The 14,538-nt window shown below is 68.4% G+C and carries 17 protein-coding genes and 1 pseudogene; 12 read left to right on the top strand and 6 right to left on the bottom strand.

The features are described 5' to 3' along the window. Nucleotides 1-104 precede the first annotated feature (104 nt). Nucleotides 105-1,064 (top strand): PAS domain S-box protein, encoded by a 960-nt coding sequence (locus tag FXN61_RS23955; protein WP_167976292.1) that lies wholly within the window; start codon nucleotides 105-107, stop codon nucleotides 1,062-1,064. Between the two features lie 5 nt (nucleotides 1,065-1,069). Here FXN61_RS23955 and FXN61_RS23960 read toward each other — a convergent pair whose 3' ends face one another. Further along, the gene (locus FXN61_RS23960) at nucleotides 1,070-1,408 is read right to left on the bottom strand and encodes an STAS domain-containing protein (RefSeq protein WP_167976293.1); all 339 of its coding nucleotides are present in this window, start codon (nucleotides 1,406-1,408) and stop codon (nucleotides 1,070-1,072) included. A gap of 152 nt (nucleotides 1,409-1,560) precedes the next feature. Between FXN61_RS23960 and FXN61_RS23965 the strand changes: the two genes are divergently transcribed. Genes FXN61_RS23965 through FXN61_RS23975 form a run of 3 tightly spaced genes read left to right on the top strand, consistent with a single transcriptional unit; the run spans nucleotide 1,561 to nucleotide 3,956 of the window. Further along, nucleotides 1,561-2,547 carry a DUF7847 domain-containing protein gene (locus FXN61_RS23965; RefSeq protein ID WP_167976294.1) on the top strand — a complete coding sequence of 329 codons (987 nt, stop codon included), beginning with the start codon at nucleotides 1,561-1,563 and terminating at the stop codon, nucleotides 2,545-2,547. After that, the gene (locus tag FXN61_RS23970; RefSeq protein ID WP_167976291.1) at nucleotides 2,534-2,710 is read left to right on the top strand and encodes a hypothetical protein; all 177 of its coding nucleotides are present in this window, start codon (nucleotides 2,534-2,536) and stop codon (nucleotides 2,708-2,710) included. The genes FXN61_RS23965 and FXN61_RS23970 overlap by 14 nt, the downstream gene beginning before the upstream one ends. 13 nt (nucleotides 2,711-2,723) lie before the next feature. Next, a complete protein-coding gene (locus FXN61_RS23975; RefSeq protein WP_167976295.1) occupies nucleotides 2,724-3,956 on the top strand; it encodes a PA domain-containing protein in 1,233 nt (410 codons plus the stop codon). A 4-nt stretch (nucleotides 3,957-3,960) separates the two neighbouring features. Here the strand turns inward: FXN61_RS23975 and FXN61_RS23980 are convergent. From FXN61_RS23980 to xrtP, 3 genes and pseudogenes are all read right to left on the bottom strand, one after another. Then, nucleotides 3,961-4,534 (bottom strand): annotated as a pseudogene (locus FXN61_RS23980) (biotin transporter BioY). A gap of 86 nt (nucleotides 4,535-4,620) precedes the next feature. Beyond that, nucleotides 4,621-5,991: an XrtP-associated glycosyltransferase gene (locus tag FXN61_RS23985; protein WP_512698751.1), complete on the bottom strand. Its 1,371-nt coding sequence runs from the start codon at nucleotides 5,989-5,991 to the stop codon at nucleotides 4,621-4,623. Beyond that, entirely contained in the window at nucleotides 5,988-6,506 is a 519-nt protein-coding gene (gene xrtP / locus FXN61_RS23990; RefSeq protein WP_376770716.1) for an exosortase P, read from the bottom strand. Before xrtP ends, FXN61_RS23985 begins: the two co-directional genes overlap by 4 nt. Nucleotides 6,507-6,802: 296 nt before the next feature. On the opposite strand from xrtP, the gene FXN61_RS23995 reads away from it, so the two are divergent. From FXN61_RS23995 to FXN61_RS24015, 5 genes are all read left to right on the top strand, one after another. Further along, entirely contained in the window at nucleotides 6,803-7,567 is a 765-nt protein-coding gene (locus FXN61_RS23995; RefSeq protein ID WP_167976297.1) for a choice-of-anchor protein CoaP, read from the top strand. A gap of 15 nt (nucleotides 7,568-7,582) precedes the next feature. Next, nucleotides 7,583-7,774 carry an LAXTG motif-containing small protein gene (locus FXN61_RS24000; RefSeq protein ID WP_167976298.1) on the top strand — a complete coding sequence of 64 codons (192 nt, stop codon included), beginning with the start codon at nucleotides 7,583-7,585 and terminating at the stop codon, nucleotides 7,772-7,774. Between the two features lie 425 nt (nucleotides 7,775-8,199). After that, entirely contained in the window at nucleotides 8,200-9,372 is a 1,173-nt protein-coding gene (wecB, locus tag FXN61_RS24005) for a non-hydrolyzing UDP-N-acetylglucosamine 2-epimerase (RefSeq protein WP_312877953.1), read from the top strand. A 155-nt stretch (nucleotides 9,373-9,527) separates the two neighbouring features. Continuing rightward, nucleotides 9,528-10,193 carry a hypothetical protein gene (locus FXN61_RS24010; RefSeq protein WP_167976300.1) on the top strand — a complete coding sequence of 222 codons (666 nt, stop codon included), beginning with the start codon at nucleotides 9,528-9,530 and terminating at the stop codon, nucleotides 10,191-10,193. A 21-nt stretch (nucleotides 10,194-10,214) separates the two neighbouring features. Then, entirely contained in the window at nucleotides 10,215-10,871 is a 657-nt protein-coding gene (locus FXN61_RS24015; RefSeq protein WP_167976301.1) for a hypothetical protein, read from the top strand. On the opposite strand, the gene FXN61_RS24020 is transcribed toward FXN61_RS24015, so the two are convergent. Then, nucleotides 10,868-11,407 (bottom strand): isochorismatase family protein, encoded by a 540-nt coding sequence (locus FXN61_RS24020; protein ID WP_167976302.1) that lies wholly within the window; start codon nucleotides 11,405-11,407, stop codon nucleotides 10,868-10,870. The genes FXN61_RS24015 and FXN61_RS24020 overlap by 4 nt on opposite strands. Further along, nucleotides 11,404-12,693 (bottom strand): nicotinate phosphoribosyltransferase, encoded by a 1,290-nt coding sequence (locus FXN61_RS24025; protein WP_167976303.1) that lies wholly within the window; start codon nucleotides 12,691-12,693, stop codon nucleotides 11,404-11,406. Before FXN61_RS24025 ends, FXN61_RS24020 begins: the two co-directional genes overlap by 4 nt. A gap of 79 nt (nucleotides 12,694-12,772) precedes the next feature. Between FXN61_RS24025 and clpS the strand changes: the two genes are divergently transcribed. Genes clpS through FXN61_RS24040 form a run of 3 tightly spaced genes read left to right on the top strand, consistent with a single transcriptional unit; the run spans nucleotide 12,773 to nucleotide 14,534 of the window. After that, nucleotides 12,773-13,072 carry an ATP-dependent Clp protease adapter ClpS gene (clpS, locus tag FXN61_RS24030; protein WP_045310228.1) on the top strand — a complete coding sequence of 100 codons (300 nt, stop codon included), beginning with the start codon at nucleotides 12,773-12,775 and terminating at the stop codon, nucleotides 13,070-13,072. Continuing rightward, the gene (locus tag FXN61_RS24035) at nucleotides 13,069-13,626 is read left to right on the top strand and encodes a DUF2017 domain-containing protein (RefSeq protein WP_312877955.1); all 558 of its coding nucleotides are present in this window, start codon (nucleotides 13,069-13,071) and stop codon (nucleotides 13,624-13,626) included. The genes clpS and FXN61_RS24035 overlap by 4 nt, the downstream gene beginning before the upstream one ends. After that, nucleotides 13,623-14,534 carry a P1 family peptidase gene (locus FXN61_RS24040; protein WP_167976304.1) on the top strand — a complete coding sequence of 304 codons (912 nt, stop codon included), beginning with the start codon at nucleotides 13,623-13,625 and terminating at the stop codon, nucleotides 14,532-14,534. Before FXN61_RS24035 ends, FXN61_RS24040 begins: the two co-directional genes overlap by 4 nt. The last annotated feature ends 4 nt before the right edge of the window (nucleotides 14,535-14,538 follow it).

A 14,538-nucleotide genomic window follows, 5' to 3' on the forward strand; every position in this document is an offset into this window, starting at 1 on the left:
ACTGACTGCCGCGATCTGGCACAACCGCGCCACCGGCCAGCCCGTCACCCGATCCCTGATCGCATACGACCACTGATCAGTTAGGACTTACTCGTCTAGGTGCCATGGACGAACTGCGGGAACGCGCGTTCTCCGCGAGTCCGGTCGCCCAGATCGTGGTGACCCCGGACGACGTCGTGGCGCTCGCGAACCAGCAGGCGGAGAACACCTTCGGCGTGGCGCCGCGGGACGTCGGCAGGCTGCTGCGCGACCTCGACATCTCCTACCGCCCCGTCGAGCTGCGCGGGTTCGTGGAGAAGGCACGGCAGGAACGCAGGTCGTTGCGCATCAAGGACGTCGAGTGGACGCGCGGGCCCGGCGACTCGCTGTGGTTCGAGATCCACGTCAACCCGCTCATCGGCGCCGGCAACACGATCCCGGGGGTGTCCGTCGCGTTCCACGACGTGACGGCCGCGCGGAAGCTGCTGGACGACCTGGAGTACGCCAACCGGCAGCTCGAGTCGGCCTACGAAGAGCTGCAGTCCACCAATGAGGAGCTGGAGACCACGAACGAGGAGCTGCAGTCCACGGTCGAGGAGCTGGAGACCACCAACGAGGAGCTCCAGTCGACCAACGAGGAACTGGAGACGATGAACGAGGAGCTCCAGTCCACCAACGACGAGCTCCAGAACATCAACGACGCGTTGCGCGAGCGCACCACCGAGCTGGACCACGTCAACGCGTTCCTCGAGTCGATCCTCACCTCGTTGCGCGCGGGCGTGGTCGTGCTCGACCTGCAGATGACCGTGCTGGCCTGGAACAGGGGCGCGGAGGAGCTGTGGGGCGTGCGCCGCGACGAGGCCGAGGGCGAGCACCTGCTGAACCTCGACATCGGGCTGCCGGTGGCCGAGCTCAGGTCGGTCGTGCGGTCGGCGCTGAGCGACGTGACGTTCATGGACGAGGTCAAGGTCAGCGCGGTGAACCGGCGCGGCCGCGAGGTCGTCGTCCGGGTGGTGTGCAGCTCGTTGCGCGGCAACAGCGGTGAACCGAGCGGCGCGATCCTCGTGATGGAGCTGGCCGAGTAGGCGTCTCAGGACGACCGGCTGTGCGCCGTACCGCCGTCACCGAGGAAGACGCTGGTCGTGCCGCTGACCTCGAACGCACGCAGCACGATCCGCGAGCACTGGGCGAAGACCAGGTCGACCTGGCGGCGCTCGCACTCCAGCCGCACCGTGATCAGCGCCGACAGGCCGGCCGATCCCAGGTACGTCACGTCGATCAGGTCGAGCATCAGCACCGTGCGGGTGGTCTCGAGCTGGTCCAGCAGGAACTTCTCGAACCGAGGTGCTGTCGCGATGTCGATCTCGCCCGCGACCTGCACGACTGTGGACACGCCCCGGCGATCGGCGGTCAGCTCCAGCTCGTTCACACGTCCCACCTTCTCCCGCGTCAATGGTAGGCCGATCCGGGCAGCCCGCAGTCCGCCTGCCAATTCGTGACCGAACCATCGCGCAGGTCGCCCTGTGACGACGGCGCCGGTCTGGCAGGATTCCGGCAACACCACGACCGGGGGTAGCCGCGATGACCGAAACGCCCGGCTGGTCCTCACCCGACCAGCAACCGAACCAGCCGCAGCAGCCGCCGCAGCCGCCTCCCGGCTACTACGCGCCGCCTCCGCCGGGACCTCAGCCGACGATCAAGCCCGGTGTGATCCCGTTGCGCCCGCTGGCCGTCGGCGAGATCGTGGACGGCGCGATCACCACCATGCGCCGGTACCCGAAGCTGCTCATCGGCGCGGCCGCGGTGGTCGCGGCGATCACTCAGATCCTCGGGCTGCTGGTGCAGCTGCCGTTCCTGGACGACCTCACCGCGGTCGCGACGCTCGACCCGAACACGGTCACGCAGGAGCAGGCGCTCAACCAGTTCACCGACGCCGCGGTCGGCTTCCTCACCGGCACGCTGCTCACCGTCCTGCTGCTGCTGATCGGCACGGTGTTCCTGTCCGGGTTCATCACCGTCATCGTCGGCCACGCGGTGCTCGGCAAGCCCGTCACGTTCGCGCAGGCGTGGGACGAGTTCAAGCCGCGCCTGGTGCCGCTGCTCGGCGCGACGCTGCTGTCCGGTCTCGTGATCACCGTCGGCGCGATCTTCTGCCTGCTGCCCGGCATCTGGCTGTGGGTGATGTTCGCGCTCGTCACGCCCGCGCTGGTGCTGGAGCGCTGCGGCGTCGGCACCGCGTTCGGCCGCTCGCGTGCCCTCGTCAACGGCGCGTGGTGGCGGACGTTCGGCATCCTGGTGCTCGCCGCGGTGATCAGCTGGGTGATCAGCTGGATCATCAGCCTCCCGTTCGGTCTGCTGGGCGCGGCGACCACCGGCTTCAGCGCCGACCCGACGGCGGCGCTGAGCGTGGGCTCGCTGATCCTGTCGACGATCGGCGCCATCATCGCGTCGACGATCACGTTGCCGTTCACCTCCGCGGTGACCGTGCTGGTCTACGTCGACCGCCGGATGCGCTCCGAGGGCATGGACATCGAACTCCAGCGGGCCGCAGGACATGGCGGTCTCTGACGTACCGGTAGATCTCGACCGCGACGAGGCCCGCGAGGCGGCCACACGGGAGCTGAGCGACCCGGCGTACGTCTCCGACGACCCGAACCCGCTGGAACGCGCCATCGACTGGGTGCTGAACCGCCTCGGCGAGCTGCTGGCCGGGGCGGGGGGACGCCGGTGACAAGGCGTACGCCGTGCTCGTCGACGACGAGGAGAACGCGGACGTCGACATCATGGACATCTCCAACCCCGCCGCACCGGTGAAGATCGCCGAGTACGACCTCGCCGCGATGTTCCCGCAGATCCTGCAGCACACGCCGGCGAACCTGACGGAAGTCTTCCACCACGACATGATCGTCAAGCCGATCAACGGCAGGCAGATCATGCTGATCTCGTACTGGGACGCCGGCTACGTGAAGCTCGACGTGACCGACCCGAGAAACCCCGTCTACCTGGGCGACACCGACTTCGCCAACCCCGATCCCGAGGCGCTCGAGTCGGGCATCGTCGCCGCACCCGAGGGCAACGGCCACCAGTCCGAGTTCACCAACGACAACCAGTACGTCATCGCCGCGGACGAGGACTTCAACCCGTACGTGCTGTCCGCTGCCACCGACGACGGCACCAGCTTCGCGGCGAGCCAGGGTGACCTGACGCCGCAGCTGCCCGCGGGCCAGACGCTGTCCGGCACCACGGTGTACGTCGGCAGGGGCTGCAACGTCGACACGCCGATTCCGGCCGCGCCCGCGGTGGGCACCAAGCAGATCGCCGCCGTGACCCGTGGCGGGTGCACCTTCACCGAGAAGGTCGCGAACGTGGCCGCCGCCGGTGGTTACGAAGCGCTCGTGATCATCAACCGGGAAGGTGCCTGCGGTGCGTTCGGCATGACGGTGCAGGGCACGCTGCCCACGTTCTCCGCCGACCGCAGGACGGGCTTCAGCTTCTTCGACAAGGAGGCCGAGTATGACGAGGCCCAGTGCCTCGCCGGTGGCGACACCCTGGCAGGCAGCCTGATCCCAGGACTGGCCATCGGGGCTGTCGGTGACGTCGTCACGTTCACCTCGTCGTTCGACGGCTGGGGCTACGTGCACCTGTACCGCAACAACGACGGCAAGATGGCGGAACTCGACACCTATGCCATCCCCGAGGCGCACGACCAGGCGAAGGCGTCCGGGCACGGCGACCTGTCGGTGCACGAGGTCGCGACCTCACCGACGCGCAACGACCTCGCGTACTTCTCGTACTACTCGGGCGGTTTCCGGGTCACGAAGATCGTGAACGAGAAGCTCGTCGAGGTCGGCCACTTCATCGACGAGGGCGGGAACAACTTCTGGGGCGTCCAGGTGTTCTCGCACAAGGGCAAGGAGTACGTCGCGGCAAGCGACCGCGACTACGGCCTGTACATCTTCGAGTACACCGGGCCGTGAGTGACTAACGGCGCCTGACGAGAGCCCAGGCGGTGGGCAGCACGCCCGCCGCCAGGGCGATCTTCACTGCGTCACCCAGCAGGAACGGCAGCACACCAACGGACAGCGCCTTGCCGAGACCCATGCCGGTCGCGGCCATCAGCCACGGCACACCGACGCTGTAGATCACCAGATTGCCCAGCACCATGGTGCCGACCGTGCGCAACGGCGTGCGGTCGCCACCGTGCTTGGCCAGAGCACCGACCAGTGCGCCCGCGAACACGAAGCCGACCACGTAACCCAGCGACACCGGGGCACCGGACGACCCGCCCTGGAACCACGGCACACCCGCGACGCCCGCGATCAAGTACAGGAGCATCGAGGTCGCGCCGCGCTGCCAGCCCAGTGCGCGCCCACGAGCAGAGCGGCGAACGTCTGGCCGGTCAGCGGCACGGGCTGCCGGGGATGGGGATCGCGACCTGGGCCACCAGGCCGGTGAACGCGGCGCCGGCGAGAACCAGCGCGAGGTCGCGGACGATCGCACCCGGCACGAGATCGGCGAGCACGACGCGACGCGGTGCGACAGCGAGAACGGACACGGCGAACCTCCCTGGCGGATCGGGTGAACCGAGGTTAACCAGGGAAACTCGAGAACGTCTTTGTTGGATCTCCACAAAGTGACGGGTCACACATCCAGGGCGACCTTGCCCGCCACCCTCTCCTCGTTGCGCCGCGTCTTGGTCCAGCCGTTGTTGCCGCGCACCAAGCGGATCAGCGCGCGCCACGACGTGATGTAGAAGGTGTAGATGTACAGCGCGTAGCCGAACCCGTACGCAACGGACTTCCAGAACCCGACGGGCGCACAACGGGCGCGATACACCGGTCCCCAGAGGACGAACGGCAACAGCCCGAACGCGCCGTACACGGTGAACAGGATCCAAGCGCCGTCGAAGAACCACGCCACGACTTCGGAAGGCGACACCGCGAACCGGTACGCCATCATCGCCATCGGGATCGGGTAGATCAGCGTGCCGAGCAACTGCATCCACGGTTGCGCGAGGTAGTACATCATCTCCGCGGCGCCCAGCGTGGTCAGGTGCTCCGAGTGCCAGATGCGCCGCAGATAACGCATGCACTGCATGGTTCCCTGGCCCCACCGCGTGCGTTGCGCGAGGAAGCGTCGCAACGAGTACAGCGCCTCCTGGTTCACGTGGGTGTCGAGGGTGAACCCGGTGTGCCAGCCCGCGGTCAGCAGGTGCACGCCGAGCTCGAAGTCCTCCAGCAACGAGCCGCGCCACGGGCTTCCCGTCGGCCCGGCGATCGAGTCCAAAGCGGACAGACGGGTGAACTGCCCGTTGCCTCCCATGGAGATCGTGCCGGTGGCGCCGCGCGACAGCTGGATCGCCGCGATGGCCGTGCGGAACTCCAGGTCCTGCATCCGCACGAGCCCGGCACCGAACGCCCTGCGCCAACGGGAAACTCCCGGCTGCCGCTGACCCGCGTTGATCATTCGCACGTCCACCTGCACGGCACCGATGCGCGGATTGCCGAAGAGATGGTACGCCGCACAGACTTCCAGGCAGTTGGGAGCAGGACGGCCGTCCGCGTCCACCACGACGATGATCGCGCGGTCGGCGTCCGCGTGCCGGCCCATCCACAGCTTCAAGGTTCTGTACGCGTCGTTCAACGCGTTGCCCTTGCCGGTGCGGGCGTACGGACGTTGGCGTTCCACGAGATGGATGTGCTTGTCCCTCTCGCCGCCGTTGCGCTTCAACGTCCGCACCACCCCGGCGGTGCGGTCGTCGGAGTCGTCGTCGATGACCCACACGTGCGCGATGGGAAACGTGCCCCGCAGGTACCGGATCGTGTCGCCGATGACGGCCTCTTCGTCGCGGCACGGCACGAAGAAGTGCCATTCCAACGAGTTCGGCACGCCGACGGGCGCGGGTTTGCGCCGCAGGTACGGCACCACGATCACGAACACGTACGTCACGAAGGCGACGCTCATCGTCAGAGCGAGCGCCTGCGTGAACCCGAGAACGAGGTCGAGGCTCACTTGCGCGTGGCCAGCCAGACGAACGCGACGAGTGCGGCCGCGCCACCGAAGACGCTCACCATCGAGCCGAGCAGCGTGTGGCCCCAGTAGTAGCCGGTGTCGACGCCCAGCCACTGCACCAGGCCCACGAGCGTGAGCACGCGGAACTGGTTCACGATCACGACGGCCAATGCCGCGATGCCCAACGCGATCAGCACGCGCGACCGGATGCGCGGGCGCAGGGCGATCATCACCGCGCCCACCACGATCAGCGGCAGCACCAGGAACGCCGAGGTGCACTCCGGCGTCATCCGCAGGCCCAGCGGCGTGTCCGAGCCCAGCCCGAAGTAGACGGTCTGCCGTTCGGGGATCACGTCCACGCCGTAGGAGCTGATGACGCCGAGGATCGCGCCGGACAGCGAGATCTCCGCCGTCCGGTACAGGCGGTGTGCGAACACGAGTCCCGCGGCAGTGGCGAGCAGGACGACCACCGTCACCCGGTTCGGGAATGCGGTGCGGCGCACGGCAAGCGTCACCCGAGGATCCTTTCCACCGATTGAGGGAGCGCCCAGACGGGCTACCTGACGTTCCATCGGTAGACGGAACGTCAACCCTCACCCCCGGATCGGGTGACGCCGTAACCGGAAATTGATCAAAAAACCCACGATGAGTGGCCTGCATTGGGCGAGTTGGGTGGTCGTGTCGCCCGATACGGGGAGTAACCCTCAGTTCCCTCGAAAGAAAGCCGATGCCCGTAATTGCCCCCGGAAAGCGTGAACCAGATTGGTTCCAACGTGCCCTGGGGCCGGAGGAATCAAAGGGAAGGAGTTTCATGCGTGTCCGAATGACGGGGCTGGCTGGAGTCATCGCGATTGCCGCACTCCTGGTCGGTGCCGCACCTGCTTCGGCCGCTCCGGGGGACGCCTCGGCCTACGGCGCGAGGCTCAACGTGACGCTGCTCGGCAACCCCGCGGTCAACGCGGAGCCGTTCGCCGCCGCCAACGCGAACGGGCCGACGCAGAACACGTTCGCCGGCGTCGACCTCACCGGGATTCTGAAGACCGGTGTCATCAACGCCTCCGCGTCGCGGGACGAGAAGTCCGGCGGCGTGTACTCGCGGGCGAGCACCGCGGACGTCCGGGTCGACCTGCTCTCCAAGGTCACCGGGAAGATCTCCGCCGAACTGGTGGAGGCGGAGTGCCAGGCGACCCAGAAGGGCCTGGCGGGCAAGTCCAAGCTCGCGGGCGTGAACCTCGGCAAGCTCGGCCAGGTGAACGCCGATCCCGCGGCCAACACCAAGCTGGACGTCCAGCTGGCCGGCGTCAAGATCGCTGAAGTGATCTTCAACGAGCAGATCAAGAACAACGACGGCAGCCTCACCGTGAACGCGATTCACATCAAGCTGCTGCAGGGCGTGCTCGGCTCCATAGGCACCGGCGACGTGATCATCTCGTCCGCCACGTGCGGTCCCGCCGGCCTGCCCATCCCGATGGCGTCGGGTGCGGGCCTGTGGATCGGCCTCGGCCTGCTCGGTGTCGCCGCCGCTCCGGTCGCCTTCGTGGCGCTGCGCCGTCGCGCATCGCTGAACGTGGCCTGAATCCAGGAGCGGCAGATGTACAAGGTCCCCGGTACCGGCATCGGTGTCGGCACGGGCGTGGGTGCCCTCGCGGTCACCGGCGCGGACGTGACGTGGTGGATCGTCGCGGGAGTCCTGCTCTTGCTCGCTGGTGCGTTCCTCATGCACAGCACGCGAAAGAGGCGCCGCGTGGTCCCGGTCGAGACCAGACCGAACCGAGCTGGCTGACACGGTCCGCCTGGGGTTGCCCCCGGTCCCAGGCGGACCTCCCAGTCTGTCTTCCGAGAGAGGACAACGTTGACTACTCCCGCCCCTGAAGGGACGAGATTCCTGTCCGTCCTTGCGGCCGGACACCCCTGGCGAGGCACGCCTCACGGCGCAGGGTTCCTGTTTCATCGGCAACCGCGCCAGGCAGTGCCTGGTCGTCTTACGTCGCCTCCGCAGGCATTCACCCCGAGTGGGGCAGGTTCCCGGTCGACCACCGGTACCCGTGGTGCGTGTGGTTCCAGCCGATGTGTGGCCGGGGTGGCACGGGTCGCGTGCCGTTGGCGACCGTACCAGGACCTGTTACTGCGGTCTCTGGAGCCCATCCTGCTCCGCAGGGGTTCGATTCCTCCTCGCCCTCAACGGCGAGGCTTCCTCGGAGGTTTCAGGTGAGCAAAGAAGTTCTGCTGGTGGCCGGCACGCGGCCTGAAGCGGTGAAGATCGCCCCGGTCGCCATCGCGTTGAGGGGGCACCCCGGCCTCCGTCCCACGATCGTCCACAGCGGACAGCACTCCGGCATGGTCGAGCAGGCGTTCCGCGCGTTCGACCTGGTGCCCGACGTGCGGCTGGACGCGCCCCGCCACACCGGAACGCAGGCCGAGCTGGTCTCCCGGTTGTTGCCCGAGTTCGACGCCGTGCTGGAGGAACGCGACCCCGCGGTCACCCTCGTGCAGGGCGACACCACCACGGCCCTGGCCGCGGCGCTCGCCTCCTTCTGGCGAGGAATCCCCGTGGCACACCTGGAAGCCGGTCTGCGGACCGGTGACCTGTACGGCCCGTTCCCCGAGGAGGGGAACCGGCAGATGATCTCCCGCATCACCTCGCTGCACCTCGCGCCGACGGACGACGCCGCCAACGTGCTGAACACCGAATCCCTGCCGGACAGCCACATCGTCGTCACCGGCAACACCGTCGTGGACGCCGTGCAGCGCGTCGCGTCCGCCGACCTCGCCGCGTCCAGCCCCGATCTGGTTGCCCTGGAGCGCACGCTGGACGCCACCGGCGGCCGGCTCATGCTCGTCACCGTGCACCGCCGCGAGTCGTGGGGCCGGCCGCTGATGCGCGTGCTGAACGCCGTGCGCTCGATCGCCGACCGCCATCCCGACCTGCACGTGCTGATCCCCGCGCACCCGAACCCCGGTGTGCGCGAACAGGTCGTGTCGCTGCTGGGCGGGCACGAGCGCGTCGTCATCACCGACCCGCTGGACTACCCGGACCTGGTGCGTGTGCTGCGGCGTGCGGCCTTGGTGCTGACGGACTCCGGTGGCATCCAGGAGGAGGCGCCCACGTTCGGCGTGCCGGTGCTGGTGCTGCGGGAAACCACCGAACGCATGCTCGCCGTCGACGCCGGGTGCGCCTGGCTCGTCGGCACGGATACCACCCGCATCCTCGCGGAGGCGGGGTGGGTGCTCGGCTCCCGGTTGCGGCTTCCCTTGGGGCGCAACCCGTTCGGCGACGGGCGTGCCGCGGTGCGGGTGTGCTCCGCGTTGGAGAGGCTGGCCGGCCTGCCGACTGCTCTGCCGCGCCGGGAGCCGTTCGCCACGCTGGCGGGTGTCTGGTGAACCCGCACTTTCTTTCGTGACCAACAGCTCGCCTGTCACCGGGTCGTGTAATTGCGAATTCACGAACGGGTGACATGGGGTGCCGAGCCGTTACCAGCGCCCCCTCATCACCACGATTATCGGGCGGAGGAATCGAGCCAAAGGGGAGAGGGCGAATGAGACGCAGCGGAGTGTTGCCCGGGACGGTGATGGCGATGGTGATTCTGCTCGTCGCCGCCGCACCGGCGTCCGCCTCGGTACCGGGGACGGCGCTCGTGGGCCGCGCGGACTTCACGAGGACCGGGCAGCCCGCGGTGGTCGTCTCGCCGCTGGCCTCCTGCGACGTGAACCCGGACGTGGCGGGCACCGTCACCGGCACCGCTCCCGCGGTCAGCAAGACGGGGATCAAGTTCGGGGCCTCCACCGCCTCGTGCACGACGACGGTGATGAACCAGGAGGACTGGATCACCGAGACCAGGTCCGAGGCGAAGGGCACGAACTTCGAGCTGAGCGTGCTCGTCGCCGAGGGCGGGCCGCGGCTGAAGATCGCCGGCTGGAAGATCACCTGCGACGCGAAGCAGAACGGCACGAACGCCGGGTGGTCGCTCGGTGGCATGTCCGGCTGGACCGGCCTGCCGCAGCAGATCCCGCACGGCTACGTGCACGAGATCAAGGGCAGGAACAACGTCGTGCTCGCGAAGGCGCTGTTCACCGAGGGCGTCTTCCCGGTCCCCAACGACGGCAGCATCACGATGAACCTGATGAAGATCACCTTCGAGCCCGCGTCCGGCTACAGCGGTGACATCCGCATCGGGTCCGCGTCCTGCGCCCCCGCCCCGTGAGTACAGCCCGAGAGGACTGAAGTGCAGAAGAGTGTGATCGTCGGGGCCGTGGTCGCGCTGGCTGTGGCGACCGCGGCCTCCGCGTTCGCCGGCAACCCGCCCGGCACGGCGTCGTCGGGTTCCGCGGACTTCGCCAAGGCGGATCAGACCTTCAAGGTCGAGCCGCTCGCGGTGTGCGACGTGAACCCGGACCAGGCCGGTACCGTCACCGGATCCAGCCCTGCCGTGAGCAAGGGCGGGCTCAAGATCGGTGCGACGTCGTCCACGTGCACGACCGAGGTCGTGAACCCGGACGAGTTCATCACCAGGACCAGGTCGGTGGCCACGGGCAAGGCGTTCGAGCTGTCCGCGCTCGTCGCCGCGAAGGGCCCGCGGCTCAAGATCGGCGAGTGGAAGATCAACTGCGACGCCGACGAGAAGGGCACGCAGGCGGGCTGGGAGCTCAAGGGCATGTCCGGCTGGACCGGGCTGCCGCAGCAGATCCCGTCCGGTTACGTGCACGACGTCAAGGCGAGCAACGGAACCGTGCTCGCCAAGGCCAAGTTCACCGACACGGTGTTCCCGGTGCCGAACGACGGCAGCCTCAGCATGACCCTGCTGAAGATCACGTTCGAGCCGTCGTCCGGCTACACGGGCAGCATCACCGTCGGAACGGCGGCCTGCACGCCAACGCCTTAAGCGACACCGACACCCGCGGCGCGCAACTCGTCCAGAGCCGCGTCGCGGGTCGTCGGAGCAACGGCGGCCGTCAGGTCGGCGAGCACCGTTGTGCGGAAGCCGTTCCGTTGTGCGTCAAGGGCAGTGGCTCGGACGCAGTGGTCGGTCGCGATGCCGACGACGTCCACATCGGTCACGCCCTTGTCCGTCAGCCATCCCGCGAGGTCGTTCTCCGCCTCGAAACCCGAGTACGCGGCGGCGAACCGGCCCTTCGAGAAGACCTGCTCCACGCGCGCGACGTCCAGCTCCGCGTGGAACGACGCACCGGGTGTCCCTGCCACGCAGTGCACCGGCCACGTGTCGATGAAGTCCGGCGTCTCGGAGAAGTGGGAGCCGGGATCCACGTGGTAGTCCCGGGTCGCGACGACGTGGTCGTAGGACGACGAGGCGATGTGCTGGGAGATGGCCGCCGCGACGGCCGCACCGCCCGCCACCGCGAGGGAACCGCCCTCGCAGAAGTCGTTCTGCACGTCGACGACGATCAACGCCTTGGTCATCGGGACTCCTCCAGGTAGAGCGTCGGGATCGCGGGCTCACCGCGCGAGAGCTTCAGGCCTTCCCACGGCACGCTCACCAAAGCCGCGCGCAGACGTTCACGGCTCTGCTCCAGCGTGGGTACCCCGTCGGCGATCTGTCCAGCGCGCATCAGCGGGATCTGCACGAGCTTGTCGTACCGGCCGAGCTCGGGTGTCGACGACGCCTGGAACACGACCTCCTCCAGCGCCGTGCCGGTGTCCTTGTGGCGTCGCAACGCCTTCTTCCAGCCGCCGCGCGACTGCTTGGACGTGCTGCGCTTCTCGACGTGCTTGCCGTCGACCTCGACCAGCTTGTAGACCATGCCCGCGGTGGGGGCGCCGGACCCGGTCACGACGGACGTGCCGACGCCGTACGCGTCAACGGGCTCGGCGCGCAGGGCGGCGATCGAGTACTCGTCGAGGTCGCCGGACACGACGATCCTGGTGTTGCGTGCCCCCAACGAGTCCAGCTGGTCGCGAGCCTGCCTGGCCAGCACGCCCAGGTCGCCGGAGTCGATCCGGATCGCGCCGAGATCGGGCCCCGCCACCGCGACGGCCGTCTTGATGCCCTCGGTGATGTCGTAGGTGTCGACCAGCAACGTCGTGCCGGCGCCCAGTGCCTCGATCTGGCTGCGGAACGCCTCTTCCTCGGAGTCGTGCAGCAACGTGAACGCGTGCGCGCACGTGCCGGCCGTCGGAATGCCGTGGCGGCGACCGGCTTCGAGGTTGGAGGTCGCGGTGAAACCGGCCAGGTAGGCCGCGCGGGCGCACGCCACGGCGGCTTCCTCGTGCGTGCGGCGCGAACCCATCTCGATCATGCGGCGGCCGTTCGCCGCGGTCACCATGCGGGCGGCGGCGGACGCGATCGCGCTGTCGTGGTTGAGGATCGAGAGCGCGAGCGTTTCCAGCACCACGCCCTCGGCGAACGAGGCCCTGACCGTCAGCACCGGCGAACCGGGGAAGTAGAGCTCGCCCTCGGGATACCCCTCGACCTCACCGGAGAACCGGTAGTTCGCGAGCCATTCCAACGTCGAGTCGTCGACCACGGCGTTGCGGCGCAGCTGGTCGATCTCCTCCTCGCCGAAGCGGAAGTTCTCGATCGCATCGAGCAGCCTGTTCACCCCCGCGACGACGCCGTAGCGGCGTCCGTCCGGGAGCCTGCGGGCGAAGACCTCGAACACGCACGGACGGTCACCGGTCCCGTCACGCAGCGCGGCCGCGAGCATGGTGAGCTCGTAGTGGTCGGTCAGCAACGCCGTCGAGTTCATGGTCGCCAACCCTAAGGTCGCAAGCGGTTTAGCCGCATGCGGTCTTCACCACTGCGGCGAACATGACACCATTGGCGGTATGACCACGCCCGTCGAACAGGAACGGACGCAGCCAGAGGCCGTCGGCGAGGAGATCGCCGCCGAGGACCGACCCTGGCAGACCGTGGTCTGGAACGACCCGGTAAACCTCATGTCCTACGTGACGTACGTCTTCCAGAAGTTGTTCGGCTTCAGCAGGGACAAGGCGACCAAGCTGATGCTCGACGTGCACCACAAGGGCAAGGCGATCGTGACATCGGGCACCAAGGACAAGGTGGAGGCCGACGTGGCGAAGCTCCACGCGGCAGGGCTCTGGGCGACCATGCAGCGGGCCTCGTGAAACGGTGGATCCGCGACGGTGACGTCGTCATCGGCAGGCTGGATCGGCAGGAGGCCGCGGTCGTGCGCGGTCTGGTCAGCCAGATCCAGGACATGCTGCTGGCCCGCGCCGAAGAAGCGCCACAGGACGAGCTCGCGGAGCTGACGGGCATCAGGACAGGCTCGTCGGAGGCTCCCGACGATCCCATCCTGGGCAGGCTGCTGCCCGACTTCCACCGCCTGGACGACGACGTGCCGGACCCGGACGAGGTCAACTCGGCGGCGGCGTTGCGCTCGCTGCACGAACCGGAGCTTCTGGACCACAAGACCGGCGCGGCCGAGGTCGTGCTGCAGACGTGCTCGCCGGACGGTGGCGAGATCCGGCTGTCTATCGGTGAGGCCGAAGCGTGGCTCGCGTCGTTGAACGACGTGCGCCTGGCGCTGGGCACAGCGCTGGACGTCTCCGAGGACATGCCGGACGAGCTGCCGCCGGAGGACCCCAGATCGCCGCACCTCGGTGTCTACCACTGGCTGACGTGGGTGCAGGACACCCTCGTCGAGGCGATGATGCCGTGATTCCCGGCGTTCTGGTCGGCCATCATCACCGCGTCGAACCCGGCTGGGCGACCGGCACGACCGTTGTGCTGGTTCCTTCCGGAGCCGTCGGCGCTGTCGACGGACGTGGTGGTGCGCCAGGAACTCGCGAGACGGACCTGCTGGATCCGGCGAACCTGGTCCAGCAGGTGCACGCCATCTGCCTTTCAGGTGGCTCCGCGTACGGGCTCGCGACCGCGGACGGCGTCATGCGGTGGCTCTCGGAACGCTCGATCGGCTTCCGGGTGGGCGCTCAGCCGCACCACGTCGTGCCGATCGTGCCGGGTGCGGTGATCTTCGACCTGCCGATGTCGGAGTGGGGCAACCGGCCGGACGCGTCGTTCGGTTACGTGGCTTGCGATGCCGCGTCCGAGGAGTTCGCTCTCGGTTGCGTCGGCGCGGGTGCCGGCGCGCGCGTCGGCTCGCTGAAGGGCGGCGTCGGAACCGCTTCGACGCGGGTCGGCGAGTACAACGTCGGTGCGCTGGCCGTGGTGAACGCCGCGGGCGAAGTTGTGGACCGCGCAACGGGTCTGCCGTGGCTGCCCTCGCTGGGGACGTCGTCCGTCGACCTGCCCGAACGCAAGCCGGAAGGCCTCAACACCACGATCGGCGTGGTCGCGGTGGACGCGGCACTGTCCAAAGCGGAGTGTCAGCGCCTGGCGATGGCCGCGCAGGACGGCCTGGCACGCGCCGTGCGGCCTGCTCACTCGATGTTCGACGGTGACACGGTGTTCGCGCTGGCCACCGGTGCCGTGCCGCTGGCCGAGCCGCGTCCGTTCGCCTTGGACGCTCTTTGTGCCGCGGCCGCGGAGATGTTCGCCGAGGCCGTGGTGTCGGGTGTGCGCGAGGCGACCACGCTGGGCGAGGTCAAGGCTTTCCGCGACCTCTGAGCGG

The sequence above is a fragment of the Lentzea indica genome (genome assembly GCF_012184385.1).
In the GTDB taxonomy this organism is placed as follows: Bacteria; Actinomycetota; Actinomycetes; order Mycobacteriales; family Pseudonocardiaceae; genus Lentzea; species Lentzea indica.

Bases quoted from the DNA above. Each gene is read 5' to 3' on its own strand.
- FXN61_RS23955 (WP_167976292.1), top strand. From the start codon at position 105: ATGGACGAACTGCGGGAACGCGCGTTCTCCGCGAGTCCGGTCGCCCAG.
- FXN61_RS23965 (WP_167976294.1), top strand. From the start codon at position 1,561: ATGACCGAAACGCCCGGCTGGTCCTCACCCGACCAGCAACCGAACCAG.
- FXN61_RS23970 (WP_167976291.1), top strand. From the start codon at position 2,534: ATGGCGGTCTCTGACGTACCGGTAGATCTCGACCGCGACGAGGCCCGC.
- FXN61_RS23995 (WP_167976297.1), top strand. From the start codon at position 6,803: ATGCGTGTCCGAATGACGGGGCTGGCTGGAGTCATCGCGATTGCCGCA.
- FXN61_RS24000 (WP_167976298.1), top strand. From the start codon at position 7,583: ATGTACAAGGTCCCCGGTACCGGCATCGGTGTCGGCACGGGCGTGGGT.
- FXN61_RS24010 (WP_167976300.1), top strand. From the start codon at position 9,528: ATGAGACGCAGCGGAGTGTTGCCCGGGACGGTGATGGCGATGGTGATT.
- FXN61_RS24020 (WP_167976302.1), bottom strand. From the start codon at position 11,407: ATGACCAAGGCGTTGATCGTCGTCGACGTGCAGAACGACTTCTGCGAG.
- FXN61_RS24025 (WP_167976303.1), bottom strand. From the start codon at position 12,693: ATGAACTCGACGGCGTTGCTGACCGACCACTACGAGCTCACCATGCTC.
- clpS (WP_045310228.1), top strand. From the start codon at position 12,773: ATGACCACGCCCGTCGAACAGGAACGGACGCAGCCAGAGGCCGTCGGC.